The organism is Promicromonospora sp. NPDC110617 (assembly GCF_055598465.1).
In genome coordinates this window covers 50,492-75,814 of record NZ_JBVKBM010000007.1, presented here as the reverse complement: position 1 = coordinate 75,814, position 25,323 = coordinate 50,492, and the positions used below count along the sequence as shown (strand labels likewise).

The following is a 25,323-nucleotide window of genomic DNA, read 5'->3' as shown; positions in this document are numbered from 1 at the left end:
CCGGCCATGAACACGACCCAACTCGTCGAGCCCGAGGGCGTGCGCTTCAGGCCCGACCGCCCGAACGGGGTCGGCGTGCTCGTCCTGGCGGGATCGAGCGGGAGGGTCGATGCAGCCCGCGCACGGCTGCTCGCGGAACGGGGCGCGCTGTGCGAGTCGATCCGATGGTTCGGCGGCCCGGGGCAGAACCCCGGACCCTGGGAGATCCCCCTCGAGCTCTTTCTCGAGCGCATCGACTCCCTGGCTGCCGACAGCGACCGGGTCATGGTCGTCGGGACATCGTTCGGGGCGGAGGCCGCGCTCCTCCTCGGCACGGTTCACCCGCGTGTCGACGCCGTCGCCGCGTTCGCCCCGACCGACGTCGTCTGGGCCGGTGTCGCGCCCGGCGGACGACGGACCTCGCACTGGACGACGGCGGGGACGCCGCTGCCCTTCGTTCCGTTCGACCCCTCCTGGACTCCCGACACGGACCCGCCCGAGTTCCGCGGGCTGTACGCCGCGTCCCGTGCAGCTCACCCGGACGCTGCGGCTGCGGCCGCCATCCCCGTCGAGCGCATCCGTGAGCTGCTCGTGGTTGCCGGTGGAGACGATCGTGTCTGGGACTCGGTCGACCACGCCCGCCGGATCGCCGAGCGACGCGACCAGGTCGGACTGACCACCACCGTCGTCGAGCACCCAGCCGCCGGTCATCGAGCGGTCCTTCCGACCGAGCCGGCTCCGACCGTCGGGCAGCGCATGGCCCGGGGCGGGTCCGCGTCCGCGGATGCCCGGCTCGGCGCGATGGCCTGGCCCGAGCTGGTCCGCCTGCTCGGCCGGTAGCGCTCCCGGGGTCGGCCGTCCTCCGGGAGGCCCGGGACATCGGCCTAGCGGCCGGAGGCCGCCCAGTCGTCCTCGATCAGGTGATAGCGCGTGATCATGCCCTGGCGGTCGACGGCGATGTCGAGGACGAAGGCGCCGGCCACGCCCCGACCCGTCGCACCGAGGGTGGCCTGGACCGTACCCGTCACCACGGCCCGGCGACCGGAGGCGTGGACAGTCACGAGATTGAACTGCTCCCGGTCAACCGTCTCGCGGAGCCGGGCGAAGTGCTCGGCGGCTCGCGCACGGCCGGATCCCCGGCCGCTCCAGGGCGGGTCGCCCTCACCGCGGCGGACCGTCAGGTCCACGTCCTCGTCGAACCGCTGCGCCAGGTCGCGCGGCGAGGCGCCCGCCGTCCTGGCCGCGAACAACTCGATCACGGCCACGCGGACGGCGGACTCGGCGGGATCCGCCACGACTTCGACGGAGGCCGGACGGGCAGGCCCAGCAGTCATCCTGGTACCCGTCCCGGCGCTCGGCGTCCGGGGCGACCCGGCAGGTCCTTCCGGCTGCATGAGGGCTGTCTAGCGGCCCCCGCCCATCCGCTGCAAGAGCCCGCCGGGCCGGATCAGGCCACTGGCCGGAACCGGCCGTGACTGTTTACCTGCGCGTCACGCGACGGAACACACGACCGGCCACCCGCACGCCGACCTGTCCGAATCGTCCGAACTGCTCTACTCTGAGGAGTTCAAAGTCATGAAGTGGCTTTCCGATCCCCGTCGGAAACGAGAACCTCATGATGCCTGCACACCGACAGTCCTGGACCGCGGACGACCACGGCCACGAGTCACAGCCGGCCGTGCAGGACGATCACGTCGAACCACCGCAGAGCGGCCGGCCGGCGGCACCCGGCCTCGTCGGACAGGTGATGATCGAGCGAGCCAAGAGCGTCGTCGTCGTGGCGCGGCGCGTCGACGAGGAGACGGCCGCCCAGATCCTGGCGGACGCCGCCGACGACGCCGGGATTCCCGTGCGGTTGGCGGCCGACCAGATCGTGACCGCGCTGCAGGCCCCGGACAACCGGGAAGGGATCACCCAGGACACCCTGGCGCACGCCGTGGAAGCCACGCACCCGGTGGGCCCGGCGCCGATCAGCCCGGTCCCCGCCGACCCGGTCCCCGCCGACCCGGCCCCTGCCGGGTGACACGCGAAGTGCCCGGCACGGAGGTCGCGCCGAGCACCGCGCGAGCTCCCGTCCCGCACCACCTCGCGGGGACCCTTGACCACATTCTCCCCGGAGCGCTTCCGGAGGCGGGAGCCATCTCGCGGCAATTCCCGCCCAGAACGGGAACCGTCGAGATCAAACATATCAGGCCGCTATTCGACGGCCCCGCGAGAAATATTCGGGAGCCCGCCCACTGCTGTACATTTCAAGCATCTGACTGCCCCGAGAGGCCCGGATTCACGCCAGAGAAATGCTCCGGCTCGGGGATTTCTGCTGTTTTCCCCTTCCCCTCAGAGAATATGTCCCCCGGCCGGCCGATCCCGGCGGACACGACGCGTCCCCAAATGCCCCGGAACAATCCGCCGACCGTCGGCTGAATTCATCCGGTGGGCGAAATCGCCGCCGTCGGGCCCGGCCGCTGACGTGCCGGCCGCTGACGGTGCCGGGCGGGCCGGCGAACGCCTGTAGCACGCCATGCCCACGGGTGACGGCGACTCACCGGGGTCGTGGGCCGCTCGGGTGTGCTTTGCCGCTTCCTGCCGATGTGTCAGCACGGGTCTAGTCAGGCTAGGGTTACCGCGGGTCAGGACGCGGCTCGTCGGCGCACAGCGCACGAGGAGGCTTGCCGTTGACCGCAGAACCGATGGAAGTGGAGCGCGCGCTCACTGTCGGGACGATCCACACCGTAGGGCGCTACCGCTACGACGTCGCCACGGACGAGTGGTGGTGGTCGGACGAGATGTACCGGATCCACGGTTTCGAACCCGGTGACGTGGTGCCCACCACGGCACTGATCCTCGCGCACAAGCACCCCGACGACCTGCCCGCCGCCCGTCAGGCCCCGGCCGGCGTGGTCGCGGCGACGGGTCAGCCCTTCAGCAGCGTCCACCGCATCGTGGACGCCCGGGGCCAGGAGCGGACGGTCGCCGTCGTCGGGCAGGGCCGCCGCGACCCCGACACGCGGCGCGTCGTCGAGCTGGTGGGGTACTTCATCGACGTGACCGCCGGGATCAAGGCCCAGGCGAACCGGGCCGCGAACAGCTCCATCCAGGCCGCGGCCGCGACCCGCGCGCCCATCGAGCAGGCCAAGGGCATCATCGCCTTCGCCCTGGGGATCGACTCGGCCGAGGCGTTCCAGCGCCTGCGCAGCGCCTCGAACGACACGAACGTCGCGGTGCGGGACGTCGCCCGCCGGATCGTCGAGCTGACCAGCGCCAAGAGCGCGGCCGCGGACGTCGTCGCCGTCCTGACCGCGCCCCAGCCACCCGAGCCGTCCGAGCCGTCCGCGTGACCCCGGCCGTCGGCGACGCCGGGGCCGCACCGGGCCCCGGCCGCCTCAGGACGGGCTGAAGGACCTCAGGAACTCGTCGATGCGGGCGCGGTTCTCCGAGGTCGCCGGCACGGAGGACGACACGAACGCGACCATCGCGTCCGCGATGTCGCGCACGGGGACGTTCGTGTCGTTGGACACCCGCCGGAGCAGCTGGAACGCCATGTCGTGGTCGACGGAGTAGACCATCATGAGCATCCCCCGGGCCTGGTCGATCACCGCCCGGCGCTCCGCGGACGCCTTGATGGAGAGGGTGGCCTCCCGCGCGGCCGCCGCTCGGTGGGAACCCGTCACGTCGATGAAGTAGCCGTACAGCTCGGCGACCTGGCCGGTGCTCGCGTCGCGCCGGCCCTGTCCGGTGATCACCAGGACGCGGGTGACGCCCTTGGCGTCGATGATCCGGTGCACCGAGCTGAACGTCTCACCGGACTCGGCAGCCTGCTTGAGCACGCCGTCGGTCTGCCCGAGGTCGTCCGGATGCTTGTGGGAGAGCATGAGCGCCGTGGTGGGCACCACCTCCCCGGGCTCGAACCCGTGCATCTTGTACACCTCGTCGGACCACGACCACTTCTCCGTGACCAGATCGAGCAGGTAGCGGCCGACCGGCGGCATGTCGCCCCCGTCGAGCACTTCCTCGATCTTGTCTTCCATCTGCGGCTCCTTCGGACGGCGGAAGAGGAACGAGCAAGCCCTGGGGTGCTCCCCGCAACTCTCGTCACGGTACTCCGCCACTCGCACGCGGACCCTCGCGGCGCCCTGCGCCAGGCATGACACATGTCATGGATCGGGCGTGCGCAACGCCTTGGGAGCTGGTGACAGCCCGGCACTTCTGAGGGACGCGCCCGCGCGGTGGACTGGGGTCAGCGCCGAGGAGACACCCCGGCGGCCGTACTGACAGGAGCACCCCATGGACCTCGTCGACGCCCTCCAGAACCTGATCGGGCAGGTGCCCGAGCTTCTCCAGCCCCTGATCGTCGCGCTCGCCGGCGCGATCCCCTTCATCGAGGGCGAGGGCGGCGTGGCGATCGGCATCCTCGGCGGCATCCCGCCTGTCGTGGCCGCCGTGGCCGCGATGATCGGCAACTTCCTGACCGTCGCCGTGCTCGTGCTGCTCAGCACCGGCGCCCGCAACGCCGTCGTGACCCGCCACCGCGCGAAGGCCCAGGCCCGCGACGCCGTGGCGGTCGGCGGCGGTACCACCCTGCGGACGGCGTCGGAGGTACGGGCGGACGACCGCTCCACCGCCCGCCGGGCCAAGTTCCAGCGCGCCTACGAGCGCTACGGCGTACCCGGCGTGAGCCTGCTCGGCCCGCTGCTGCTGCCGACCCACTTCACGGCCACCATGCTCGCGGCCTCGGGCGTCGGCAAGGCCCGCATCCTCGTCTGGCAGGCCGTCGCGATCGTCGGCTGGACCACGCTGACCGCGCTCATCATCAGCGGTGTGCTCCAGGCCGTCCGGTGAGGTCGGCCCGGACCGCGCGGCCGGCACGCCGGGCGGGCGGGGGCGGGTACGAGGTTCGCCTCGCACACCGCCCCCGCCCGTCCGGGCCCGGACGGGCGGTACGGCTCAGCCGGTGACGACGAGGCCCTGCTCGGGCTCGCCCGGGACCGTCGGGACGGGCCGCGGCTCGCCCTCGTCGGTCGGTCCGGTCTCGGCCGGAGCGGCCGGCGCGGGCGTGGGCGCGCCCTCGTCGGCGGGACCGGACTCGCCCGGGGCGGCCGGGACGGGCGACGGCTCCCCCTCGTCGGCGGGCGCCGGAGCGGCCTCCGCGGGCTCGGCGTCCGCGTCCTCGTCCGCGGGTGCGGGTGCCGCCTCCGCGGGCTGCTGCGCGGCGTCGGCGGCGACCGACGGCACGGGCGTCGGCTCCTCCGGGACGGCGGCGCTGGCCTGCGTGCAGGCCGCGGCCAGCAGCGCGACGGCGAGCGCCCCGCCCGCGGCGGTGACGCCACGGACGGCCGAGCTCCAGGTACCCCGGCGGCGCGCGGCCGGGTGGGTGGTCGATGGGACGTGGGTGTTCGGTTCGATGGTCACGCACCGGTCAGTGTGCGCCGGGGCAGGACCCGTCACGGCTCCGGGGTGTGGCGTGGTCCACACCGGCAGACTGTGACGACGGGGGCGTTGCCGGACACCGACCCTTGTGCAGACCCGCGCCCGTCCACGCACCCGCCACTGGAGACCACCCTGTCCACTCACGCCGAGCCACGCGACCTCGCACGGGGCACGCTGACACCGGAGCAGACCGAGGCCCTGGTCGACGAGCACGCGCGCGCCGTGCACCGCTACGCGCGCACGCGGCTGAGCGCCGCGGAGGCCGAGGACGTCGTGGCCGAGGTGTTCCTCATCGCCTGGCGCAAGGGTGAGGTTCCCGACGAGCCGCGCACCTGGCTGCTCGCCGTCGCCCGGCGGGTCCTGGCCAACCAGGTCCGCGCCGACCGGCGGCGGGCCGCCCTCGCGGACCGGGCCGGGCGACATCCCGCACCACCGGGCCAGGACGATGCCCGGCTGGTCGACGAGCTCGATCTCCTGCACCGTGCCCTGACGCTCCTGCGCCCGGCCGACCGCGAGGTGGTCGAGCTGCTGGCGGCCGCCGAGCTCAGCACCACGGAGCTCGCCCGGGTGCTCGGCTGCACGGCGACGACCGCCGCCACCCGCGTCCACCGGGCCCGACGGCGGCTCCGGGCCGCCTATCGCACCGTGACCGAAGGCCAGGAGGACTGAGATGAGAGCGCTGAAGAGAGCGCAGGGCGACCCCCTGGCACGTGCCCGCCGGGCGCTGCACCAGGTCGACGACGAGCTGGACCTGGCCCGCGTCCACGCCGTGACGGGTCACGGCTCGCCGGGCACGGAGCAGGACCCGCTGGACGGCGACGCCGAGCCCCGGGTGGAAATCATCCGGTCCGGGCAGCGGCCCACGCACCCCCGCCGTCGGGCGGCCGCCTGGGCCCTGGCCGCCACCGTGGCGCTGCTGTGCGGCGCGGGGGTGGGCACCGCCGCGCTGTGGTCCGGGTCCGGCGAGACGGTTCCCGGGTCGACGCCGCCCGCGTCCCCGGCACCCGCGCAGACCGGGCAGACCGGGCCGACCCAGCCGCCGGCGCACGAGCCCAGCCCGAACCCGCGCGAGTGCTCGCCGGCGCACCCGACGCCGTCGGCCACGCCGGAGCCGTCGACGGACGAGCTGCCGTCCGACGCCTGCGACGCACCCGCGCCGTGACCCCCGTCTGCCTCGTGCGCACCTCAGCACCCGGCGTCGACCCCGCGTGATCACGCCCCCCTGTCCTCGGGCGCCGTCGTGTCGAGGGGCACGGCGGTCGACCGGACGAGCCCGAGCTGGACCGACTGGCGGCCGAGCACGGCGTCGAGCAGCCAGTCGACGGCGGTCCGCACCCGGTTGCCCGGCATGGAGATCAGGTGGTACCCGCGGGTCACGACCTTCGCCAGGAGCCCCGACATCGGGACCTGCAGCGGGTTCGCCGCCGCCTGGAGCCCGCCGAGGTCCACGACGAACCCGAGGTCGTGGTGCTTGTACTCACCGGTGCGCCCGTAGCCGAGCGACGCCGCGACGTTCCGGCCGGCGAGCGTGCCCTGGCGGGTCGCGTGCTGGGCGGTCATCGCCGTGACCTCACCCGGCCGGGTCACGTCGGGCACGGCAGCGGCGTCCCCGCACGCGAACATGCGCGGCCGGCCGGGCACGGTGAGCGTCGTGTCGACGACGAGCCGCCCCTTCTGCGTCTTCAGCCCGGTGTCGCCGACGAGCGGGTCGGGCCGGACGCCGACGCACCACACCAGGGTGCGGGCCGGGACCAGCTCACCGGTGGTGAGCCGGACGCCGTCGGTCGTCGCCTCCGCCACGGAGGTGCCGGTCAGCACCTTGACGTACCGGTCGCGCAGCACCCGGTCCGCCGTGCGGGACAGGCGTGGGTCGAGCTCGGGCAGGACCTTCGGCGCGAGGTCCAGCAGCAGCCAGCGGATCCTCTGGTCCGCCAGCACGGGATGCCGTCGCCGGAGCGCCTCGGTGAGCAGCGGTCCCTGCGCCGCGACCTCCGTGCCGGTGTAGCCCGCGCCGACGACGACGAACGTGCAGCGCGCGTCCCGCTCGGCCGGGTCGTCGGTCGCGGCCGCCAGCTCCACCTGGCGGATGACATGGTCACGCAGGTAGAGGGCCTCGGCGACGCCGCGGAAGCCGTGCGCGTGCTCGGCGACGCCCGGGACCGGCAGGAGCCGGGTGACGCTGCCCGCGGCGATGATCAGCCGGTCGTAGCGCAGGGTGTGCGTCCCACCCTCCGGGTCGGTGTACTCGACACGGTCGTCGTCCGGGTCGATCGCCGTCACGTCGCCGAGCGCGAGCCGGACCCCGCGCAGCGTCGCCGGGATCGAGACCGTCACCCGCCGGGGATCGATCACGGCGGCCGCGACCTCCGGCAGGAGCGGCAGGTAGAGGAAGTAGTCCGTCCGGTTCACCAGGACGATCTCGACGTCGGCCGTGCGCGGCAGCGCGCGACGGAGCGCCCGGGCCGCGTTGTAGCCGGCGAAACCACCCCCGACGATGACCACCCGCGTGGGACTCTCGCTCATCGTTCGACCTCACCTCGGTCCTCTCGACGGCCACCTCGTCGTGGGCGCCGTCCCACCATGACACGGGTCCCGTCGCCACGCCGCCGTTCGGTCGTCAGATGCCGGCCGCCGCGGTGAGCTCACGGATCTCGAGTGCCGCGTCGAGCATCTGGGTGGTGCTCCGCCACCAGTCCTGCAGGTTCAGGTCGATGATCAGCTCGTCGGCACCGGCGCCCGCCGCCGCGGCGACGTCGTCCAGCACCTGCTCGCGCGTGCCCTCGAAGGCGCGCCGACCGGGTTCGGCCGGGTGCTCGGAGAACGCGACGTTGGCCACCACGACCATCTGCATCGGGGACGGGTCCCGGCCTGCCGCCGCGGCGGTCTGGCGGATCGCGTCCCAGGCGGTACGGAGCCGCTCGGCACCGGCGAGGCCCGGGGCGGACGGGATCGGGAGCCAGCCGTCGGCGCGCCGCGCGATCCGCTCCAGCACGCGCGCCCGGGGCCCGCCGGTGACGGTCGGGTCGACGTCGCCGCCCAGGAGCACCGGGATCGGCGCGGCCGGCTTGGGCAGCACGTAGGCGTCGTCGATGAGCATGCGTGCTCCGCGGTAGCTCACCGGGTCGGGACCCCAGGCCGCCCGCAGGACGTCGAGGGTCTCGTCGAGCAGGCGGCCGCGCTCGGTCAGGGCCGCGCCGACCGCGTCGAACTCGTCGACCGACCAGCCGGTGCCGAGACCCGCGACGAACCGCCCGCCGCTGATCTGGTCGACGGTCGCCATGCTCTTCGCGAGCTGGAGCGGCGGGTGCAGGCCGGCGATCATGACGCTGGTGCCCAGGCTCACGCGCTCGGTCACCACGGCCGCGGCCGTCAGCACCGCCAGCGGGTCCGCCGCCTGCCGGTACGCGGACGGCCAGGGCCGGCCCGGCGTCAGCGAGTTGCGGGGCGCCACGGGGAACAGCAGCCGCTCCCACGCCCAGACGCTGTCGAAACCGGCCTGTTCGGCCGCGCGGGCCACGGCCGTGACGTCATGCCGCAGGTCGGTGCCCACGCGCTGGGGCAGGCGAAGTCCAAGTCTCATGCGCACGCCCCCTCAGCTCTGCCACGGCGAGCCGAGGACCCGCTCGACCGTCGTCGTCCGCCGGAGACCGGGGATGAAGTGCTCCAGGATGTCGGCGTTCACCGTGCCGTTCGCCGTCTCGGGCCGGTGCCGCAGCCCCTCCACGGTCTGCCGCAGGAACTCGTTCTTGAAGTCCCCGCGCGGGTGCGCCGCGACGATCTCCTCGACCTGCCCGGGGTCCAGGTCGTCGAGGCCGAACCCCACCACGTCGGTCAGGACGCCGAGCTGGGTCACCGCGATCTCCGGGGCCATCCGGATGGGGATGCCCGGCGTGGTGTGCAGCGCGACGGCGGCCCAGACGGTCTCCGCGGCGCTCACCGGGAAGCCCTGCCGGACGAGGAACTCCCGCGCGTGGTCGGCGCCGTCGACCTCGAAGCGCTGCTCGGCAGCCGAGTACGGGTGCGCCAGTCCGACGTCGTGGAACAGCGCCGACACGTACAGCAGCTCCCGGTTCGGCCGGAGGCCGAGCCGGCGCGCGTGCAGCAGGCCGAACAGGTAGACCCGGCGGGAGTGGTGGTAGATGACGGGGCTGAGCATGGCCCGGACGCGCTCGGTCGCCTCCGCGACCACCGCCGTCCGGGGAATCTCGGTGAGCTCTGGCATCTCCCCATGCTGTCCCGCGCACCCCGCCCCACGCCGCACTCGACCGGCCACGAACCCCCGATATCCGGACAGGGACGCCGCGCGGCCGTGTGCTACCAATGGACGGTGCCCCCGCCCGTCGCAACCCCGCACCACGTGGCGATCCTCGTCTACGACGGCGTGACGCTGCTGGACCTCGCCGGCCCCGCGCAGGCGTTCGCCGAGGCGAGCCGCCTCGGTGCCGACTACCGGCTGACGCTCCTGTCGCCCGACGGCGCGGACGTCACGTCGAACATCGGGGTCCGGATCCCCGTCGACGGTCCGGTCTCCGCCGGCGCGGAGGCCGACACGTTCCTGGTCCCCGGCGCCGACATCTACCCCCGCGCCCGCGTCCCCCGTCACCTGGCGGACGCCGCACGGCTGCCGGCCGCGACCGCCGGCCGGATCGCGTCGGTCTGCACCGGGGCGTTCGTCCTGGCGGCCGCCGGCCTGCTCGACGGCAAGCGCGCCACCACGCACTGGAAGGTCACCCACGAGCTCGCCGCCCGGTGCCCGACGTGCCACGTCGACCCCGACGCCATCTACGTCCGCGACGGCAGCACCTGGACCTCGGCGGGGGTGACGGCCGGGATCGACCTGGCGCTCGCCCTCGTCGAGGAGGACCACGGCGCCGACGTCGCGCGCGACGTCGCGCGCTCCCTCGTGGTCTACATGCAGCGCGCGGGCGGCCAGTCCCAGTTCTCGGCGCCGCTCCAGGCCTCGCCGCCCCGCTCCCCCGCGCTGCGGACCATCACCGACCTCGTGGTCTCGGACCCCGGCGGGCGGTACTCGCTGGCCGACCTCGCCGGGCACCTCGACGTGAGCACCCGGCATCTCTCCCGGCTCTTCCGCGACGAGCTGTCCACGACGCCGGCCCGCTACGTGGAGGACATCCGGTTCGACCTGGCCCGGGCCCTGCTCGACCAGGGGCACACCGCGACCCGGGCCGCGGCGCTCGCCGGGTTCCCGAGCTACGAGAGCCTGCGCCGGGTCTTCGCCAGGAAGCTGTCCACGAGCCCCGCCGCGTACCAGCGCCGGTTCTCGACCACCCGGAGAACCGCGGCCACGCCTGGCTCGTCGGGGTAGTCCGGCGTCCGGGCGCGGGTCAGTCCGCGACGTGCGCCGTGTTGTCCAACCAGTGCCGCACCAGCCCGGCCTCCCCCTCGACACCGACGCCGGCGCCCAGCGGGAGCCGCCGGGTCAGCGTCAGCAGCAGCGCCCCGGCAGGTCCCGTCACGGTCACGTCGGCGGGCCGGGTCCCGTGCTGCCAGGTCGCGCCGTCGGGCAGCCGCTCGACGAACCACGCGCCGTCGCCGTCCGCGGTGTCGGTGGCCCGCAGCTGAAGGACCTGCCCGGTGCCCCGGAGGGCCTGGGCGGACTCGGACCGGAGCATCTCCCACGTGGGCGAGGTGAGCATCGCGAGGTGGTGGCCGACCAGCTCGGCCGCCACGTCGGTGTCGATGTGGGCCGGCTCTGCCGCACCGGCTGCACAGGCTCCGTCGAACCCGTGCACGACCGACTCGTTGAGCTCGTTGATCAGCCAGAACCGCGCCCCGGACCGCTGGTCCCCCGCTGCGTTGAACACCTGCGCGTCGAGCGCGTCGTCGGAGAACGCGGACGCGACCCGCACCGAGGACTCCGCGAGCCACTCCGTCCACCGGTCGGGGTCGGCGGGGAGATCGGGCACGTCCGTGGGCAGGTTCGCGGGGTCGGTGACGCGCCGCTCGATGATCTCCGCGGTCCAGTGCTGGGTCTGGCCCACGTGCGCAACGAGGTCCGTGACGGTCCACTCCGGGGCGGTCGGCACGGCGGCGTCCGGCCCGGCGGCGGCGGCCGCCGCTGCCAGGCGCCTGGTGTGCTCGATGATCGCCCGCCGGGCGTGCTCCGTGCTCAGCTCAGTCATCGCGATGTCCGTTCCCTCGGTCGGTCGTTCTCCGGCTGACGAGGGACGCCGGCCGAACTCATCGGTCCGGGTTCGGCCGGCGGACGGGACGGTCAGAGCTCCACGGCGGCCTCGGCGTCGCGCATGTCGAGGCGGTCCAGCAGCCGGTTGTACGGGGCGAAGGTCTGCTCGACCTCGGCGGGGTCGAGGTAGTCGGAGAGGTCGTACTGGTGCGACGGGGTGCCCTTGGGCTTGGCGATCACGTCGGCCAGGTTCTCCTGGTCGCGGGTGGTCCAGGTGGCTCCGATCGCGGCGTACAGGCGGGGCACCTCGGTGAACGGGTCGGCGGACAGCTTGTGGTACGGCACGTCCACGATGGACGCCGGCGGCAGGCTCCGGCGCAGCTCCAGGCCCCGCTCGACCTGGGTGAACAGGTGGTCCAGGGCGAACCGCCCGATCTCCTTGCGGTCGGTGTCGTGCTGGTACATCCCCCAGAAGGTCTCCACCAGGCTGCAGAACGACCCGATGACCGTGACCGGGTCGCGGTGGGTCCACACGAACGTCGCGTCCGGGAACACCTTCCGGATGACGTCCATGTCCTCCAGGTGCGCCGGGTACTTCAGGACCCACCGCTTGGCCGGCCGCCCGTGCTGCAGCACCTGCAGCGCCCGCTTGAGGTACTCGTAGTCGCCGGTCACGTCCCGCCCGGCCGCCCATGCGGAGTAGGAGGGCATGAGGCCGTGCAGGATCGGCCAGTGGCTGCCGTGCGGCAGGATGAACATCGACTCCTCGGGCTTGTCGATGTTGATCGGGTGGATGTGCGGGATGTCGGGCGCGAACTTCTCCATCATGGCCGCGCCCTGCTGGAGCTGCTTGATCAGCTTCCGCGCGGCCCGCGGGTCGTCCAGGCCGGTGTTCTGCATCTCCCACAGCAGCGGGGCGCGGTGGTCGGGCGAGGCGGACACGACCCGGTGGGCCAGGGTCGTGGCCGTACGCGGCAGCCCGCACACGATCACCGGTGCGGTGATCTCCTCGTCCGCGATCCGCGGGTGCTCGGCCAGCATCCGGTCGATCCGCAGCCGGTTGACGTACCGGGACTTGACGTCGGCGGTGATGAGGTACCAGCCCAGCGGCGACAGCCGGGGCATCTCGGCCGCCGCCCGCACGATCACCGCGAGCTCGGCGGCGAACCGCGGGTCGGCGGTCCCGGCCTCCTTCTCGACCTGCGCGACCGTCCTGGCCCAGGACGCGTCCGGGTCCTGGTAGCCCTTGATGACAGGGGCAAGCACGGTGTTCAGCACGCGGGTCGTGCGGGAAGTGCGACTCACTGGTCCTCCGGGGATGTCGGTAGCTGTGCTCGATGGGGATGTGCTCGATGGAGCTGCTCGTGCGCCCGACGGGACGCGGGGTCGTCACGACGGGCCTGCCGGGCCGGACCGGTCAGCCGGCCGGACGGGTCAGCCGGCCAGTGCGGTGGGGCGCAGCGTGACCGGGAGCGCCGCCGGGCGGCGGAAGCGGAAGTCGGGCGCCCAGCGGATCTGGTCGGCACCCGTCGTGAGCACCGGCTCGACCTGGCGCAGGAGCGTCTCGACGGCGGTGCGGACGATGAGCCGGGCCTGCCGGGGTGCGGGGCACCGGTGGGCGCCCGCGCCCCAGGCCAGGTGGGCCCGGTTGCCGAGCCCGTCCCAGGTGCCGTCGCCCCGGATGCTCGGGTCCGACGCCGCCGCCCCGACGGCCAGGAGCACCGCGTCCCCGGGCTCGACGTAGGCGCCGTCGCCGAACAGGTGGCCCTCCTTGACGGCGAACCGGGGCGCCATGACGGTCACCGGCGACGCGTCCCACAAGACCTCGTCCAGCGCCTCGTCGGTCCCGAGCCGGCCGCCGGCCAGCCGCCGGGCGAACTGCTGGTCGCTCAGGGCGAGCAGCAACGCCTGCCCCAGCCACGCCTGCATGCCCAGGCTCGCCCCGGTCACCACCGAGAGCATCCCGGCCACCGCCTCGTCGGTGCCCTCGTAGGCAGCGTGCTGTGCGAGCAGGCCGGACGGCGTCGGGGCGCCGTTGGCGTCACGTCCCATGACCTGCCCGCCGAGCACGAAGCTCAGCTCGTCGACGCTCGCGGCATCGCCCTTGCCCGCCGCGAGGTCGTCGGCGATCTCGAACACCTGACGACCGGTCGCGGGGTCCAGCCCGAGAACCGTGCCGAACGCGAGACGCGTGACCGGCACCACGTAGTGGCGCATCAGGTCGGCCTCGCGGTCGCCCCCGCTGCCGAGCTCGTCGAGCACCTGGTCGCACGCCGCCCGGGTGACCCGGCCGACCTCGGCCGCGTCGACGGCCTCGAGCATCTCGTCCAGCGGTCCGCGCAGCCGGGCGTGCACCGGCCCGGACGCCGTCTCCACCCGCTGCCCGACCCGGGGCCGGAACAACGACCGCAGCGGGGCGGGCAACGACCCCGGCTCTCCGTTCCAGGCGCCGGTGTCGGTCGTGACCATGCTGGAGTCCCGGGCGAGCATGACGATGGTCTGGTACCCGCTCACCAGCCAGGCTCGCGCGCCCGACCCGAGATCGACCGGAAGGGCCTCGCCCCACTCCTGTCGCAGGCCGGACCACGCGGCGTCGATGTCGCGCGCCGAGAGCACGTCGGCCAGCATCGGGACCGTCTCAGGGTCGTACAGGCGCATCCGGTACCCGCCGGAGGCCGGCCCGGCCAGCACCGAGCCCGAGCCGCGCGCAGCCACAGTCACATTCGGATCCGTCATCGTCCTCTTCCGCCAAGGGCCAGGGCGAGATTTCCCAGACGCAAGAGACGATAGCGACATATAGACCGTATCGGGCCTTTTTCACCACCCCTGGTTTCCCGGACGAGAACCTGTCAGAACGGCCATACCAGCGGCACGACGACGACGGTCACGGCGAGCTTCCACACCAGGACGACCGTGCCGAGCCGCCAGAAGTCGCCGAACCGGTATCCGCCGGGGCCGTAGACCATGAGGCTGACGCCGTTGGCGAACGGCGTCATGAACGAGGCGCTGGCGCCCATCGCCACGGCCATCACCATCGGCAGCCCCGCCACCCCGAGCTCGGCGGCGGTCGCGAGGCCGATCGGCATCATCACCAGTGCCGTCGAGGTGTTCGAGATGAACTGGCTGACCAGAGCGCTGGCGAGGAACACCCCCGTCAGCACGGCGTACGGGCCGAGGCCCCCGAGGGCGCCGACCACCCAGTCACCGATCAGCGTCGCGGCGCCGGTGGTCCCCATCGCGATCGCCGGCGGGATCATCGCGCCGATCAGCACCACGGTGTTCCAGTCCACGCCGCGGTAGAGCTGCGGCAGGGACACCACCCGGGCCACCACCATGAGGGTCGCACAGATCACCGCGGCGACCGCCGCCGGGACCAGGTCGAACACGAGCAGCAGGATGAGCAGCCCCAGGATCGCCAGCGCAGCGGGCGCGCCCCGGCCGAGCGCCACCGTCTGGCGCTTGACGGCCTCCGGGGAGTCGACCACGAGCACCTGGGGGTCGGCCAGGTAGCTGTCGAGCGCCTGCCAGGTACCCCGCAGCAGCAGGTGGTCGCCCGCCCGGAGCTCGACCGGCTCTGCCCGCAGGTCGCTGCCGCCCCGCTGCACGGCCAGCACCAGGAGGCTGCCGTCGTCGGTGACCATCCCGGGGAACGCGGGCCGGCCGACCAGCGCGGACCGCGGCGGCACCACGACCTCCGCGAGGCCGGAGTCCCGGCTCAGCAGCACGTCGGCCACGGGCGCACCGTCGCCCTCGGCGTCCGCGTCGTCGTCCGCGCGGATCGCGAGGTGCAGGTCCTGCGCGGCCCGGCCGACCTCCTCGGCGTCGCCCCGCACCAGCAGCATGTCCCCCTCGCGCAGCTCGCGCCGCAACGGGGTGGCGCCGTCCGCCGCGAGGACGGCGATCGCGGCCAGGCCCTGGTACTGCCCCAGGCCGACCGCGCCCGGCGCCGAGCCGAGGAGCGGGGACGACGCCCGCACCCGCAGCCGGTGCAGGCCCTCCCGGAGCCGGAACTCCTCGACGAGCGTCTGCGCGTGTGCGCTGAAGTCCGCCGGGATGGCCTGGCTGTGCCGTTCCGGCAGCAGACGGCGGCCCAGCAGGACGACGATCGCGATCGTGCCGACCAGCTGCGGCAGGCCGACCAGCGACCACTCGAAGAACCCGATCTCGCCGGCGCCGGCCTCCTCGGCCTGCGTCGCCGCGATGACGTTGACCGGCGTACCGAGCAGCGTGAGCTTGGCGCCCGTCAGGCACGCGAACGCGAGCGGGATCATCAGCAGCGACGGCGCCGTACGGGTCCGTACCGCCACGATCACCACGACGGGCAGCATCGCGGCGACCGCGCCGTTCATGCCGATCAGACCGCTGAACACCGCGGCGACGACCATGATCGCGATCAGCCGCGTGGTGTCGCTCGACCCCGCGTGGCGCATGAGGAACTGGCCCGCCCAGGCGCCGACCCCGGCGTTCTCCAGCGCCACCGCGATCCCCAGCAGCGCCGCGATGAGGATCACGACCGGGTCGCCGAAACCCCCGAGCATCTCCGGCGCGGAGATCACGCCCGTGACGAACAGCGCCAGCGACGCCAGCACGGCGACGACCGCGGCCGGGATGCGGTTCCAGACGAAGAGCACCATCGCCAGGAGGATGACCCCCAGCGTGATCGCGATGTCGACGGTCACCTCAGTACCCCAGCGCCGCACCGTCGCCGCGCGGGTCCGCTCCCCCTTCGTAGAGCCCCTGGGCCCGGTCGACGCGGATGGCCTGGGCGTGGCCCATGTTGTCGTTCCACCCGGTGACCATCTGCACCGGTTGCCCGCGCCGCAGGAGCTCGCGCACCGTCTCGTCCGGGATCCTGCCCTCCAGCGAGAGGGCGCGCGACGGCGTGCCCCAGGTGCGGCCCATCAGCCAGCGTGGTGCCTCGACGGCCTGCTGCACGTCGTACCCGAAGTCGAGGATGCGGGTGACCAGGGCGGCCTGCGACTGCGGCTGTCCCTCGCCACCCATCGAGCCGAAGGCGAGGTACGGCTCGCCGTCCCTGGTCAGCAGCGCCGGCACCAGGGTGTGGAACGTGCGCTTGCCGGGCCGCAGGTGGTTGGGGTGGTCCTCGTCGAGCGAGAAGAAGGCGCCGCGGTTCTGCAGGATGATGCCGCTGTCCCCGGCCACGACGGCGCTGCCGAAGTCGTGGTAGATCGACTGGATCAGCGAGACGACCATGCCGTCGGCGTCGGCCGCCGCGAAGTAGCAGGTGTCGCCGTCGGGCACGAGGCGCGCGTGCGCCCGCGGGTACGGGATCCCGGCCGGCACCGTCGCGATGTCGAGGGCACGCTCCGGGTCGATCAGCGCCCGGCGCTCGTCGGCGTACGAACGGCTGATCATCCGACTCAGCGGGATGTCGACGAAGCGCGGGTCGGTGAGCCACTCGTCGCGGTCGGCGAAGGCGACCTTCACCACCTCGGCCATGTGGTGGTAGTAGTCGGCGGTGCCCTCGCCCCAGGCGGCGACGTCGTACCCGTCGAGCAGGTTGAAGACCTGGAGCGCCGTGAAACCTTGCGTGCTCGGCGGCAGCTCGTGCACCTCACAGCCGCGGTAGGTGGTCGAGATGGGCTCGACCCACTCGGCCTGGTAGGCGGCCAGGTCGTCCGGCGTCAGCGGCGACCCCTGCGCGCCGAGCGTGGCCAGGTGCCGCGCCAGGCCACCCTCGTAGAAGCCGCCGCGCGCACCGCCGCGGGCGAGCTCCTCGAAGGAGCCGGCGAGGTCGTGCTGCACCAGCCGCTCGCCCTCGCGCGGCACGCGCCCGCCCGGCAGGTAGACGGCGGCCGTCCCGGGGTCCCGGGTGAGCACCTGCTCGTCCTGGGCGGTCCAGTCGGCGAGCGACCGGCCCACGGGCATGCCGCCGCGGGCGTAGCCGATCGCCGCGGTGAACAGCGTGTCCCACGGCAGCCTGCCGTACCGCTCGTGCGCCAGCCGCCACCCGTCGACGGCGCCCGGCACCGTCAGCGCGGCGAGGGCACCCCGCGCGGGGATCACGCCGTCCACGGCCAGCGGCCGGTAGCGGTCGAGCGTGGCGCCCCGCGCGGCGGGTCCGCAGGCGTCGATCGCGTGAACCTGCCGGTCCCCCGGGTCGGCGATCAGCCAGAACCCGTCGCCGCCCAGCCCCGCCATGTGCGGGTAGACCACGCACAGCACGGCGTTGGCCGCGATCGCGGCGTCGACGGCGGTGCCACCGCGGCGTAGCGCGTCCAGCCCCGCGGAGCTCGCCAGGTAGTGCGGGGTCGACACGACGCCGCTCGGTGCCCGGCACGGCGCACGGCCGGTGCGGGGGCCGTCGGGATGGCTCACGTGGTTCTCCTTGTCCTGGGCTACGGGACTGCTGCGCTACAGGTCCGCTGCGCCGCGGGGCTGCCCGCTACGAGACCCGGTCGTCGAACTCCATGCCGGTGTCGCGCGGGGCGTCCTGGGTGTGGTCCATGAAGCGCGTCCAGACCGGGAGCAGACCGGCCAGGACGAACGCGGCGAACCCGATCCACCACACCGCCGCGAGGTCTTGCGTCGCGCCGAGGCTGATGACCAGGCAGGCGACGAAGAACAGGACCATCGCCAGCGTCTCGATCGTGAGCTTCTTGTCCACGGTGGCTCCCTAGGTGAAGAGGACCAGGGCGATGGTGCCGAGGCCCGTCAGGACGGCGACGACGAGCGTCCACCAGATCGTCAGGCGCAGCACGGAGCCCTCCTGGCCCTTGATGCCCGCGATGCTCGTGCCGAGCACGATGTTGGCCGGGGCGACCGCGTTGCCGTACGCGCTGCCGGCGGCCTGGGCCGCGACGATCGACTCGACGCTCAGGCCGTGCAGCCGCGCCACGTCGCCCTGCACGCCGCCGAACAGCACGTTCGACGCGGTGCTGCTGGAGGTCATGAACGCGCCCAGGGCGCCGATCAGGCTGGAGATGAAGGCGTACACGAGGGGTGGCGAGACGGCCGCGAGGCCGAAGGCGATCGTCAGGGACTGGCCGCTGTGGTCGAGGATGCGGCTGGTCACGAGGAACGCGATCACCGGGACCGACGCCGGCACGGCGTCCACCAGCAGCGCCGTCCCGATGCGCTCGGGCGTGTGCCGCTGCGCCCAGGCGCGGTAGTAGCCCCGCGCCCGGTACACGATCCAGATCACGATCGCCGTGACCAGCAGCATCATGCCGGGGTGGGTCAGCACCGTCACGGGCGCGTAGCTGTCGGTCGCGTCGTTGACCACCCCGAGCCCCGTGCTCACCTCGGGGAACGGCAGGCCCACCTGCCAGGACCGCAGCAGGTCGTTGAGCGGCGTGATCAGCAGCACGCTCAGGGTGACCACGGGCAGCACCAGGTATGGCACGGCGGACCAGAACAGGCTCATCACCGGCCGCTCCTGGTCCTCGCGCTCTGCCGCGGGTCGCTCGACCATGGCAGGCCGCACGGGCACACCCGTGATGGGGTCCCCGAACCGCCGCCAGCGCGACAGCGGGTAGAGCGCCAGGAGCGCCACGGCCGCCGCCAGGAACGTCGACAGCTCGGGGCTGAACAGCGTGGCCATCATCTGCCCGACACCGAGGATCGTGCCGAGGATCAGCACGATCGGCCAGGCGTGCCGGACTGCCGCCCAGCGGCCGTAGATCCACACGACGAAGAACCCACCGCCGTAGGCCGAGATCAGGATCAGCAACCCGGACTGGAACGCCGCCGCCACCTGGTTCTCGACGTCGGCCACCTGGACCGTCGCGAGCCAGCCCACGCCCAGGGTGCCGAAGAACCGGGCCCAGGCGTGGGCGAGCACGCCCATCGCGACGGCGTACACCGGCTTGACGCCCACGGCGATGAGCAGCGGCACGACGACGGCGACCGGAGCGCCGAAGCCCGCGATGCCCTGCAGGAACGAGGAGAACACCCAGGACAGGGCCAGGATCACGAACAGCTCGTTGCGGCTGAACCGTGAGATGCCGCGGCGCAGGGCGTCGTAGGCCCCGGCCTGCTTCGTGACCTGGTACAGCAGCAGCGCGGGCCAGATGACGAACAGGATGAAGATCGCGTCCCACACGCCCTTCGCCGAGGCCACGGCCAGCGTGTCCCAGGGCGTCTCGAACGCGAGAAGGGCCACGAGGGCCGCTATGAACATCGCGACCGGCGCCGCCTCGGGGGCACGCCAGCGCAGGGGAACCAGCAGGATCAGCAACGCGATGATCGGCAGAACGGCCAGGAGCCAGTGCAGCAGGTCGACGGGTAGCTGCGCCTCGTCCATGTGCCCCCCTGCGGTTCTGCGGCGAACTGCTGGCGCACTCGAACGTACGCCGGGCCCACAGGACCAGCAATTTCACTCGGGCCGTATTTCGCATCGCGAAACCCACCGGCGTCCCACCCGGAGGGAGCTGCGCAGGTCAGACCGCATCTCCCCTGTTCAGGGACCTACGGCCGACCGTGGGCGGCTGGAGCTTCCCTGGGACTCGGGACCGGCAGGAAGCTCCCGGCGGTCAGGACCCGATGACCGCGGTGACCCGGATCTCCACCCGCATGCCTGGGGCCCCGAGAGCCGGCACCCCGGTCTCGGTCCAGATCGGCGCACGGTCACCCATGTGCCGCCGGAACTGCTCGACCATGACCCGGTTGTGGGTCTCGCCGATGAAACCGGGCGTCTCCGGCACGTGGTAGGAGTTGACGTGCACGACGTCGCTCCAGGTGGCACCCGCGGTCCGCAGGGTCCGTTCGACGTTGTCGAACGCCTGGACGATCTCCTGTTCCAGGTCGGCCGGGAAGTCGAAGTCGTCGTCCCACCCGCCCTGTCCCGAGGTCTCGACGCGGTCGCCGATGCGGACGGCCTGGCTGTAGCCCATCCGCTCCAGCTGGCGGTCGCCGTAGCCCGGCGTCGCGAAGAACTGCGGGCCGGAGGCCGGCGCCTCGTCACCGACGACGGCGGTCGCCTCGATCTCGACCAGGTGCTCAGGCATGTCCAGGACCGCGACACCGATCAGCGTGGCGGGCGGCGTGGCGGTGGAACCAAGGCGGTTGGCCGCTCGGGACAGGCCGTCCAGGAGCAGGGGCATCTTGTCGGGTGTCCAGTCGACGACGTAGACCGTCAACCGGACCAGGTCATCAACACCCGCCCCGGCATGCTGGAGCGCTGTGGCGACGTTGGCGTAGCTCTGCTCGACCTGTGCGGCCAGGTCGCCGACGCCGACGGTGACGCCGTCGGTGTCCCAGGAGACCTGACCGGCGACGAAGACCTGCCGCGTGCCCGTCGCGACCGCGACCTGGTGGTAGACGTCCACCTGCGGCAGGCCCTGGGGGTTGGTGAGTGTGACGGTCATCGTGCTCCCTCGTGTCCGGCGGTCCGGGCCGACGGCCGGTCGCCCCTTGGTCACTTCTGGTGACTCAGGAACCATAAGAGAGTTAGCCTGGGGACGGAAGAACGCACTTCTTCGTAACGGAGGCACCAGATGGTGACCGCACAGGCCGGCAGCCCGGCCGCCCAGGACGACATCATGCGCGCCGGGACGCTGGCGCGAGAGATCTTCTCGGACGTCGCCAACAAGTGGGCGCTGCTGATCATCGAGACCCTCGGGGACAAGACCCGACGGTTCAGCGAGCTGCGTGACGCACTCGAGGGGATCAGCCACAAGATGCTGACGCAGAACCTGCGCATGATGGAGCGCAACGGCCTCGTGGAGCGGACGGTGCACCCCGTGGTCCCGCCCCGGGTCGAGTACCGGCTCACCGGCCCCGGGCGCGGTCTACGAGCGACGGTGGACCTGATGTGCGAGTGGACCCGACAGAACATGGACCACATCGAGTCCGCGCGCGACGAGTTCGACGACGCGACAGCACGCGCCGGCGGGTGAATCCGACCGCGTCCGTTACGCTCCTTCCGTGCTGTCCGCCGTGGTCCGACGTGTCCCAGTGCCCGAGATCACGCCTCCCACGGTCGATGACCCGCCCGAGATCGGTGGTTACGAGATCCGCGGCCGGCTGGGTCAGGGCGGCATGGGCGTGGTCTACCTCGGCGCGACCCGCAGCGGCCGACTGCTCGCGATCAAGGTGATCCACCCCGAGCGCACCGGTGAGAGCGAGTTCCGCACCCGGTTCCGCCGCGAGGTCTCGGCCGCGACGCGGCTGCGCAGCCACCGCACGGCGGCCGTGGTCGACTTCGACGTCGACGCGCCCACACCCTGGCTCGCGACCGAGCACGTACCCGGGCCCACCCTCGCGCAGGCCATCACCGAGCTGGGCAGCCTGCCCGAGGACGCCGTCCGCGAGCTCGCCACGGGGCTGACCGAGGCGCTCGACGCGATCCACCGCCAAGGCCTGGTCCACCGGGACGTCAAACCCACCAACGTGCTGCTCGGCCCCGACGGGCCGGTGCTGATCGACCTGGGCGTCGTCGCCGACTCCGACGCCACCTCGCTGACCACCACGGGTGTCCAGCCGGGCACGCCCCAGTTCATGTCACCCGAGCAGGCCCGCGGCGAGGCCGTCACCACCGCGACCGACGTGTGGTCGCTGGGCGCCGTCGCCCACCTCGCGGCGACCGGGACCCCGCCGTTCGGCACGGGCAGCCTGGCCACGGTCACCTACCGGATCGTGCACGAACCGCCCGCCCTGGACGACGTGCCGCCCGGCCTGCGTGCCCTGGTGGCCGCGTGTCTGGCCAAGGACCCCGCCAAGCGCCCGACCACGGCCGCGGTCCTCGCCTCCCTCGCGCCCCTGCCGCTCGTCGAGCCCGAGGTCACGGGCCTGACCGGCGCCGGCCTGGCCGGCGCGGACACCGTACTGGGCACGGAGGCGGCGCCAGACACGGCGTCGCCGGACCCTGCGCCCGCGCCGGGGCGGGTCCGGCGCCGGGTGCTGACCGGTCTGGTCGCGCTGGGCCTGGTGCTGGTCGGCGGCGGTGCCGCAGCCCTGGTGCACTTCCTCGGCCCCGACGGCACGGGCGGCACGTCCCAGGCCGAGGAGTCCGCGCCCGCGGAACCCTCCACCACACCCAGCCCCACCCCCAGCCCCAGCGCGAAGGAACCGTCGAAGAAGCCGTCCACGTCGCCCAGTGCCCCGACCACCCCTGTCGACGAGCCCGTCGACGAGCCGGGCGACGGGGCCGCTGAGGAGCAGGACGCCGTCCTGACCCAGTTCCGGCCGGGCACCGTCTCGATCCCGGCACAGGTCGAGGTCGGCCAGAAGATCACCGCGTGGCCGAAGGGTTGGACACCACAACCGGCCAGCAGCACGTGCGTGTGGAGCATCGGCGGCGTGGAGCGGGACAACCTCGGCTCGTGCAGCTACACCATCGCACTCGACGACGTCGGCAAACCCGTCCAGGTCAAGCTGACCGGCACCCGGACGGGATACCGCGAGGCCGTGGCGCTCTCCAACGCCACCGGCACGGTGCCCCAGCCCACCGTGCCGAAGCCGAGCTGCGCCGTACACCTGACCGAGGGCACGCTGCACGCCGGCTGGTTCGCCCACTGCGAGTTCAAGGAGGACCCCGAGGTCACCTACACGTGGTCGTGGGTCGACGTCACCGAGGACGAAACCATCAGGTGGGGCAGCTACACGCCCAGCCGGCGCATCTGGATCGGCGGCGGCAGGGCCGGCCACCAGGCACGCGTGATGGTGACGACGGAGCGGGAGGGCTACCGCACGGCCACCTTCGGCACGAACTTCCTCCTGCCGGACGAATGGGTGCCGGCCGGCTGACCCGCAGGTCGCCGATCGCGCCATGACCCTCCGTGCGGCAGTCCCTACCGGTCAGCTGCGAGCCGCGGTGTCTGCCGCAGGTGCGCGTGCCGGGTGGAGGGTGCGCGGGAGCCAGAGCAGCGCGATCAGACCGCCCGCCAGATAGAGGCATCCCTGCACCTCCAGCAACGGAAGCAGGCCGATCGAAGTGTCGGACAGGGCACCGAGGAGGATGCCGACGCCCTGCCCGGCTGCGCTGACGAGACCGACAGCGGCGAAGGCCGCACCGCGCTGGCGGGGTTCGGACTCCTGCTGGAACACGCTGATGAGGCCCGCGAGCATGACGACGCCGGGCGCACCGACTGCCGCGAACAGCACGACGTACCACCCGATGTCCGTGGTCAGCGCCGGCAGGTTCCAGGTCACGAGCGAGATGACGCCGAAGGTGAGCACGCTCGCGGCCGTCAGCGTGCGCGGCGACGAGCCCCGCACCAGAAACCCCAGCACCAGGCCGGCCGCGATCGCCCCGACCGCCTGGACGCCGCGGAGCAGACCGACATCCGCATCGGAGCCACCCAGGGGCCCGAGCACGAACAGCACGAACAGCAGCAGGAACATGCCCTGGGCGATGCTCGAGATGAAGATGACGACGTATGCGCCCGACAAGCGGCGGATGCGGAGCGCCTCCCAGAGCCCTCCTGGCCGTCGGTCGGAGTCCGCGGGTGGGGAGGCAGCGACCGTGGGAAGCGTGGCGATCAGCACGGCCGAGAGCAGATAGGTCGCGGCATCCACGATCACGATGAGAGCGAGGTCGCCGACCGCGAGCAGGATGCCGCCGAGCGGGCCCCCGACCAGGCGCCCGAGGTTCTGGTTGAGGCCGATCAGGGCGTTGGCGGAGACCAGCCGCTCGGCATCCACCAGATCCGGCAGCAGGGTGTTCTTCGCCGGCTCGAACAGGGTGCTGAGCGATGCGTGCACGACGATGACGGCATAGGCGATCGGGAGGTCGGCGGCGTCGTGCACCCACAGGAGCGGCAGGAGCGCCAGGGCCTGGCCGATGTTGACCGCGACCATCAGCCGATGCCGGTCGAAACGGCCGACGAGTCGCGCGGCCAGCGGCGCGAGCACCACGGCGGGCATGAGCTCGAGCAGGAAGGCGACCGCAGTGCCGAGGGCGGAGCCGGTGAGCTGGAAGACGATCAACGGCAGCGCGACGAACAGCAACCAGTCACCGATGTCGGAGATGAGGCCCGCACCCCAGAGGCGCCGGAACGCAGGGATCGCGAAGGCGGTGCGCGAGGTCACGACGCGCCGCCGAAGGTCGGTCGCGGGAACGCGAGCAGGGACAGGTTCGCCGCTGCCGCCTCCGCTGGTGCGTCGTCCCGCGTCGCACCGATGTAGGGGCGGACGATGGCGTCGATGCGTTCGACGATCGACCTGAGCTCCTCAGGCGTGACACGCAGCCCGTACTGCGCATGGGCGTCGACGTCGCGCCACGCGCCCTGCAGCCGGTCACGGTGGCGGAGGTGCTCGCGGGCGAGCTGGTAGTCGAGCTGGAGGGAGGCCTCGAGGGCCGCGACGGCGCCTGTCACGGTCGACGGGTCGTCGGAGTCGAGATCCACGCTCAGGCCGGTGATGGTCGCGCGCCACGGGCGCTCCCGGCCGTCATCGGACGCCGCATCCTCGACCAGGCCGTGCTTCGCGAGCACGCGGAGGTGATAGCTGCAGTTGGACGGGGAGTCGTCGACAGCACGCGCGCACTCCGACGCGGTCGCCGGCCCGTTGGACATGAGGAAGCTGAGCAGATCGAGACGGACCGGGTGCGCCAGCGCGTCGAGCGCCGCGGGGTCGGTGATCGTCTGGCGGTTCTCGGAGGTCGACATCCGACGCCCTTTCTGAAAGGAGCTTTCAGATTACTTCGCCACCTTCGAATTCTGCAAGACTCTTTCAGAGTTTCTTGGCGGCGCAGCGGCATCGGCGGGCTCGCCACCCCGATGGGATGGTTCCCCGGGAACCGCCACGGCCATCGCGAGCGGTCCCGTCGCGTGACACTCCCCTGACCCTGGCCGATCTGGGACAACCACCTC

Annotated in this window: 25 protein-coding genes; 9 read left to right on the top strand and 16 right to left on the bottom strand. The window is 72.9% G+C overall.

Features of this window, described 5'->3' with window-relative positions:
- Positions 1–6 precede the first annotated feature (6 nt).
- Positions 7–819 carry an acyl-CoA thioester hydrolase/BAAT C-terminal domain-containing protein gene (locus tag ACZ7LE_RS26945; RefSeq protein ID WP_470406283.1) on the top strand — a complete coding sequence of 271 codons (813 nt, stop codon included), beginning with the start codon at positions 7–9 and terminating at the stop codon, positions 817–819.
- Between the two features lie 44 nt (positions 820–863).
- Here the strand turns inward: ACZ7LE_RS26945 and ACZ7LE_RS26940 are convergent, their stop codons facing one another.
- Positions 864–1,274: a nuclear transport factor 2 family protein gene (locus tag ACZ7LE_RS26940; RefSeq protein WP_470406282.1), complete on the bottom strand. Its 411-nt coding sequence runs from the start codon at positions 1,272–1,274 to the stop codon at positions 864–866.
- Between the two features lie 323 nt (positions 1,275–1,597).
- Between ACZ7LE_RS26940 and ACZ7LE_RS26935 the strand changes: the two genes are divergently transcribed.
- Both ACZ7LE_RS26935 and ACZ7LE_RS26930 read left to right on the top strand, forming a co-directional pair.
- Entirely contained in the window at positions 1,598–2,002 is a 405-nt protein-coding gene (locus tag ACZ7LE_RS26935; protein WP_470406281.1) for an ANTAR domain-containing protein, read from the top strand.
- Positions 2,003–2,651: 649 nt separating this feature from the next.
- Entirely contained in the window at positions 2,652–3,314 is a 663-nt protein-coding gene (locus ACZ7LE_RS26930; protein ID WP_470406280.1) for a PAS and ANTAR domain-containing protein, read from the top strand.
- Positions 3,315–3,359: 45 nt separating this feature from the next.
- On the opposite strand, the gene ACZ7LE_RS26925 is transcribed toward ACZ7LE_RS26930, so the two are convergent.
- Positions 3,360–4,004, bottom strand: coding sequence for a PAS and ANTAR domain-containing protein (locus ACZ7LE_RS26925; protein WP_470406279.1), 645 nt, complete (start codon positions 4,002–4,004; stop codon positions 3,360–3,362).
- Between the two features lie 256 nt (positions 4,005–4,260).
- Here ACZ7LE_RS26925 and ACZ7LE_RS26920 point away from each other — a divergent pair, with 256 nt between their 5' ends.
- Positions 4,261–4,815, top strand: a complete 555-nt coding sequence (locus ACZ7LE_RS26920) for a small multidrug efflux protein (RefSeq protein ID WP_470406278.1) — start codon at positions 4,261–4,263, stop codon at positions 4,813–4,815.
- Positions 4,816–4,920: 105 nt separating this feature from the next.
- Here ACZ7LE_RS26920 and ACZ7LE_RS26915 read toward each other — a convergent pair whose 3' ends face one another.
- Positions 4,921–5,385 carry a hypothetical protein gene (locus tag ACZ7LE_RS26915; protein ID WP_470406277.1) on the bottom strand — a complete coding sequence of 155 codons (465 nt, stop codon included), beginning with the start codon at positions 5,383–5,385 and terminating at the stop codon, positions 4,921–4,923.
- Between the two features lie 87 nt (positions 5,386–5,472).
- Here ACZ7LE_RS26915 and ACZ7LE_RS26910 point away from each other — a divergent pair, with 87 nt between their 5' ends.
- Entirely contained in the window at positions 5,473–6,072 is a 600-nt protein-coding gene (locus ACZ7LE_RS26910) for an RNA polymerase sigma factor (RefSeq protein ID WP_470406276.1), read from the top strand.
- 1 nt (position 6,073) lies between these two features.
- Entirely contained in the window at positions 6,074–6,565 is a 492-nt protein-coding gene (locus ACZ7LE_RS26905) for a hypothetical protein (RefSeq protein WP_470406275.1), read from the top strand.
- Positions 6,566–6,615: 50 nt separating this feature from the next.
- On the opposite strand, the gene ACZ7LE_RS26900 is transcribed toward ACZ7LE_RS26905, so the two are convergent.
- The 3 genes from ACZ7LE_RS26900 to ACZ7LE_RS26890 form a co-directional block, all read right to left on the bottom strand.
- Positions 6,616–7,926 (bottom strand): NAD(P)/FAD-dependent oxidoreductase, encoded by a 1,311-nt coding sequence (locus ACZ7LE_RS26900; protein ID WP_470406274.1) that lies wholly within the window; start codon positions 7,924–7,926, stop codon positions 6,616–6,618.
- Between the two features lie 94 nt (positions 7,927–8,020).
- The gene (locus tag ACZ7LE_RS26895) at positions 8,021–8,983 is read right to left on the bottom strand and encodes a TIGR03619 family F420-dependent LLM class oxidoreductase (RefSeq protein WP_470406273.1); all 963 of its coding nucleotides are present in this window, start codon (positions 8,981–8,983) and stop codon (positions 8,021–8,023) included.
- 12 nt (positions 8,984–8,995) lie between these two features.
- On the bottom strand, positions 8,996–9,625 hold the full coding sequence (locus tag ACZ7LE_RS26890; protein WP_470406272.1) for an HD domain-containing protein: 630 nt from the start codon (positions 9,623–9,625) through the stop codon (positions 8,996–8,998).
- Positions 9,626–9,730: 105 nt separating this feature from the next.
- Between ACZ7LE_RS26890 and ACZ7LE_RS26885 the strand changes: the two genes are divergently transcribed.
- Positions 9,731–10,729, top strand: coding sequence for a GlxA family transcriptional regulator (locus ACZ7LE_RS26885; RefSeq protein ID WP_470406271.1), 999 nt, complete (start codon positions 9,731–9,733; stop codon positions 10,727–10,729).
- A gap of 19 nt (positions 10,730–10,748) precedes the next feature.
- Here ACZ7LE_RS26885 and ACZ7LE_RS26880 read toward each other — a convergent pair whose 3' ends face one another.
- The 8 genes from ACZ7LE_RS26880 to ACZ7LE_RS26845 all read right to left on the bottom strand — a co-directional run bounded on the left by ACZ7LE_RS26880 (position 10,749) and on the right by ACZ7LE_RS26845 (position 20,877).
- Positions 10,749–11,546 (bottom strand): maleylpyruvate isomerase family mycothiol-dependent enzyme, encoded by a 798-nt coding sequence (locus ACZ7LE_RS26880; protein ID WP_470406270.1) that lies wholly within the window; start codon positions 11,544–11,546, stop codon positions 10,749–10,751.
- Between the two features lie 92 nt (positions 11,547–11,638).
- Entirely contained in the window at positions 11,639–12,853 is a 1,215-nt protein-coding gene (locus ACZ7LE_RS26875; protein ID WP_470406269.1) for a sulfotransferase family protein, read from the bottom strand.
- A 129-nt stretch (positions 12,854–12,982) separates the two neighbouring features.
- Positions 12,983–14,269: a cytochrome P450 family protein gene (locus ACZ7LE_RS26870; RefSeq protein ID WP_470406268.1), complete on the bottom strand. Its 1,287-nt coding sequence runs from the start codon at positions 14,267–14,269 to the stop codon at positions 12,983–12,985.
- Between the two features lie 128 nt (positions 14,270–14,397).
- On the bottom strand, positions 14,398–16,227 hold the full coding sequence (locus ACZ7LE_RS26865; RefSeq protein ID WP_470406267.1) for an SLC13 family permease: 1,830 nt from the start codon (positions 16,225–16,227) through the stop codon (positions 14,398–14,400).
- A gap of 1 nt (position 16,228) precedes the next feature.
- Positions 16,229–17,887, bottom strand: coding sequence for a gamma-glutamyltransferase (gene ggt / locus ACZ7LE_RS26860; protein ID WP_470406266.1), 1,659 nt, complete (start codon positions 17,885–17,887; stop codon positions 16,229–16,231).
- A 67-nt stretch (positions 17,888–17,954) separates the two neighbouring features.
- Positions 17,955–18,176 (bottom strand): hypothetical protein, encoded by a 222-nt coding sequence (locus tag ACZ7LE_RS26855; RefSeq protein ID WP_470406265.1) that lies wholly within the window; start codon positions 18,174–18,176, stop codon positions 17,955–17,957.
- 9 nt (positions 18,177–18,185) lie between these two features.
- Positions 18,186–19,814, bottom strand: a complete 1,629-nt coding sequence (locus tag ACZ7LE_RS26850; protein ID WP_470406264.1) for an L-lactate permease — start codon at positions 19,812–19,814, stop codon at positions 18,186–18,188.
- A gap of 229 nt (positions 19,815–20,043) precedes the next feature.
- The gene (locus tag ACZ7LE_RS26845) at positions 20,044–20,877 is read right to left on the bottom strand and encodes a Rid family hydrolase (RefSeq protein ID WP_470406263.1); all 834 of its coding nucleotides are present in this window, start codon (positions 20,875–20,877) and stop codon (positions 20,044–20,046) included.
- Between the two features lie 129 nt (positions 20,878–21,006).
- Between ACZ7LE_RS26845 and ACZ7LE_RS26840 the strand changes: the two genes are divergently transcribed.
- Positions 21,007–21,408, top strand: coding sequence for a winged helix-turn-helix transcriptional regulator (locus tag ACZ7LE_RS26840; protein WP_470406262.1), 402 nt, complete (start codon positions 21,007–21,009; stop codon positions 21,406–21,408).
- Between the two features lie 58 nt (positions 21,409–21,466).
- The gene (locus ACZ7LE_RS26835; protein ID WP_470406261.1) at positions 21,467–23,257 is read left to right on the top strand and encodes a serine/threonine-protein kinase; all 1,791 of its coding nucleotides are present in this window, start codon (positions 21,467–21,469) and stop codon (positions 23,255–23,257) included.
- 51 nt (positions 23,258–23,308) lie between these two features.
- Here ACZ7LE_RS26835 and ACZ7LE_RS26830 read toward each other — a convergent pair whose 3' ends face one another.
- Together ACZ7LE_RS26830 and ACZ7LE_RS26825 are read right to left on the bottom strand one after the other, a co-directional pair.
- A complete protein-coding gene (locus ACZ7LE_RS26830) occupies positions 23,309–24,541 on the bottom strand; it encodes an MFS transporter (protein WP_470406260.1) in 1,233 nt (410 codons plus the stop codon).
- The gene (locus ACZ7LE_RS26825; RefSeq protein ID WP_470406259.1) at positions 24,538–25,119 is read right to left on the bottom strand and encodes a winged helix-turn-helix domain-containing protein; all 582 of its coding nucleotides are present in this window, start codon (positions 25,117–25,119) and stop codon (positions 24,538–24,540) included. Before ACZ7LE_RS26825 ends, ACZ7LE_RS26830 begins: the two co-directional genes overlap by 4 nt.
- Positions 25,120–25,323: the final 204 nt, after the last annotated feature.

Excerpts from the sequence above, each read along its gene's own strand:
- ACZ7LE_RS26945 (WP_470406283.1), top strand. The coding sequence starts at position 7 with ATGAACACGACCCAACTCGTCGAGCCCGAGGGCGTGCGCTTCAGGCCC.
- ACZ7LE_RS26935 (WP_470406281.1), top strand. The coding sequence starts at position 1,598 with ATGCCTGCACACCGACAGTCCTGGACCGCGGACGACCACGGCCACGAG.
- ACZ7LE_RS26925 (WP_470406279.1), bottom strand. The coding sequence starts at position 4,004 with ATGGAAGACAAGATCGAGGAAGTGCTCGACGGGGGCGACATGCCGCCG.
- ACZ7LE_RS26920 (WP_470406278.1), top strand. The coding sequence starts at position 4,261 with ATGGACCTCGTCGACGCCCTCCAGAACCTGATCGGGCAGGTGCCCGAG.
- ACZ7LE_RS26905 (WP_470406275.1), top strand. The coding sequence starts at position 6,074 with ATGAGAGCGCTGAAGAGAGCGCAGGGCGACCCCCTGGCACGTGCCCGC.
- ACZ7LE_RS26900 (WP_470406274.1), bottom strand. The coding sequence starts at position 7,926 with ATGAGCGAGAGTCCCACGCGGGTGGTCATCGTCGGGGGTGGTTTCGCC.
- ACZ7LE_RS26895 (WP_470406273.1), bottom strand. The coding sequence starts at position 8,983 with ATGAGACTTGGACTTCGCCTGCCCCAGCGCGTGGGCACCGACCTGCGG.
- ACZ7LE_RS26890 (WP_470406272.1), bottom strand. The coding sequence starts at position 9,625 with ATGCCAGAGCTCACCGAGATTCCCCGGACGGCGGTGGTCGCGGAGGCG.
- ACZ7LE_RS26880 (WP_470406270.1), bottom strand. The coding sequence starts at position 11,546 with ATGACTGAGCTGAGCACGGAGCACGCCCGGCGGGCGATCATCGAGCAC.
- ACZ7LE_RS26850 (WP_470406264.1), bottom strand. The coding sequence starts at position 19,814 with ATGGACGAGGCGCAGCTACCCGTCGACCTGCTGCACTGGCTCCTGGCC.
- ACZ7LE_RS26845 (WP_470406263.1), bottom strand. The coding sequence starts at position 20,877 with ATGACCGTCACACTCACCAACCCCCAGGGCCTGCCGCAGGTGGACGTC.
- ACZ7LE_RS26840 (WP_470406262.1), top strand. The coding sequence starts at position 21,007 with ATGGTGACCGCACAGGCCGGCAGCCCGGCCGCCCAGGACGACATCATG.
- ACZ7LE_RS26825 (WP_470406259.1), bottom strand. The coding sequence starts at position 25,119 with ATGTCGACCTCCGAGAACCGCCAGACGATCACCGACCCCGCGGCGCTC.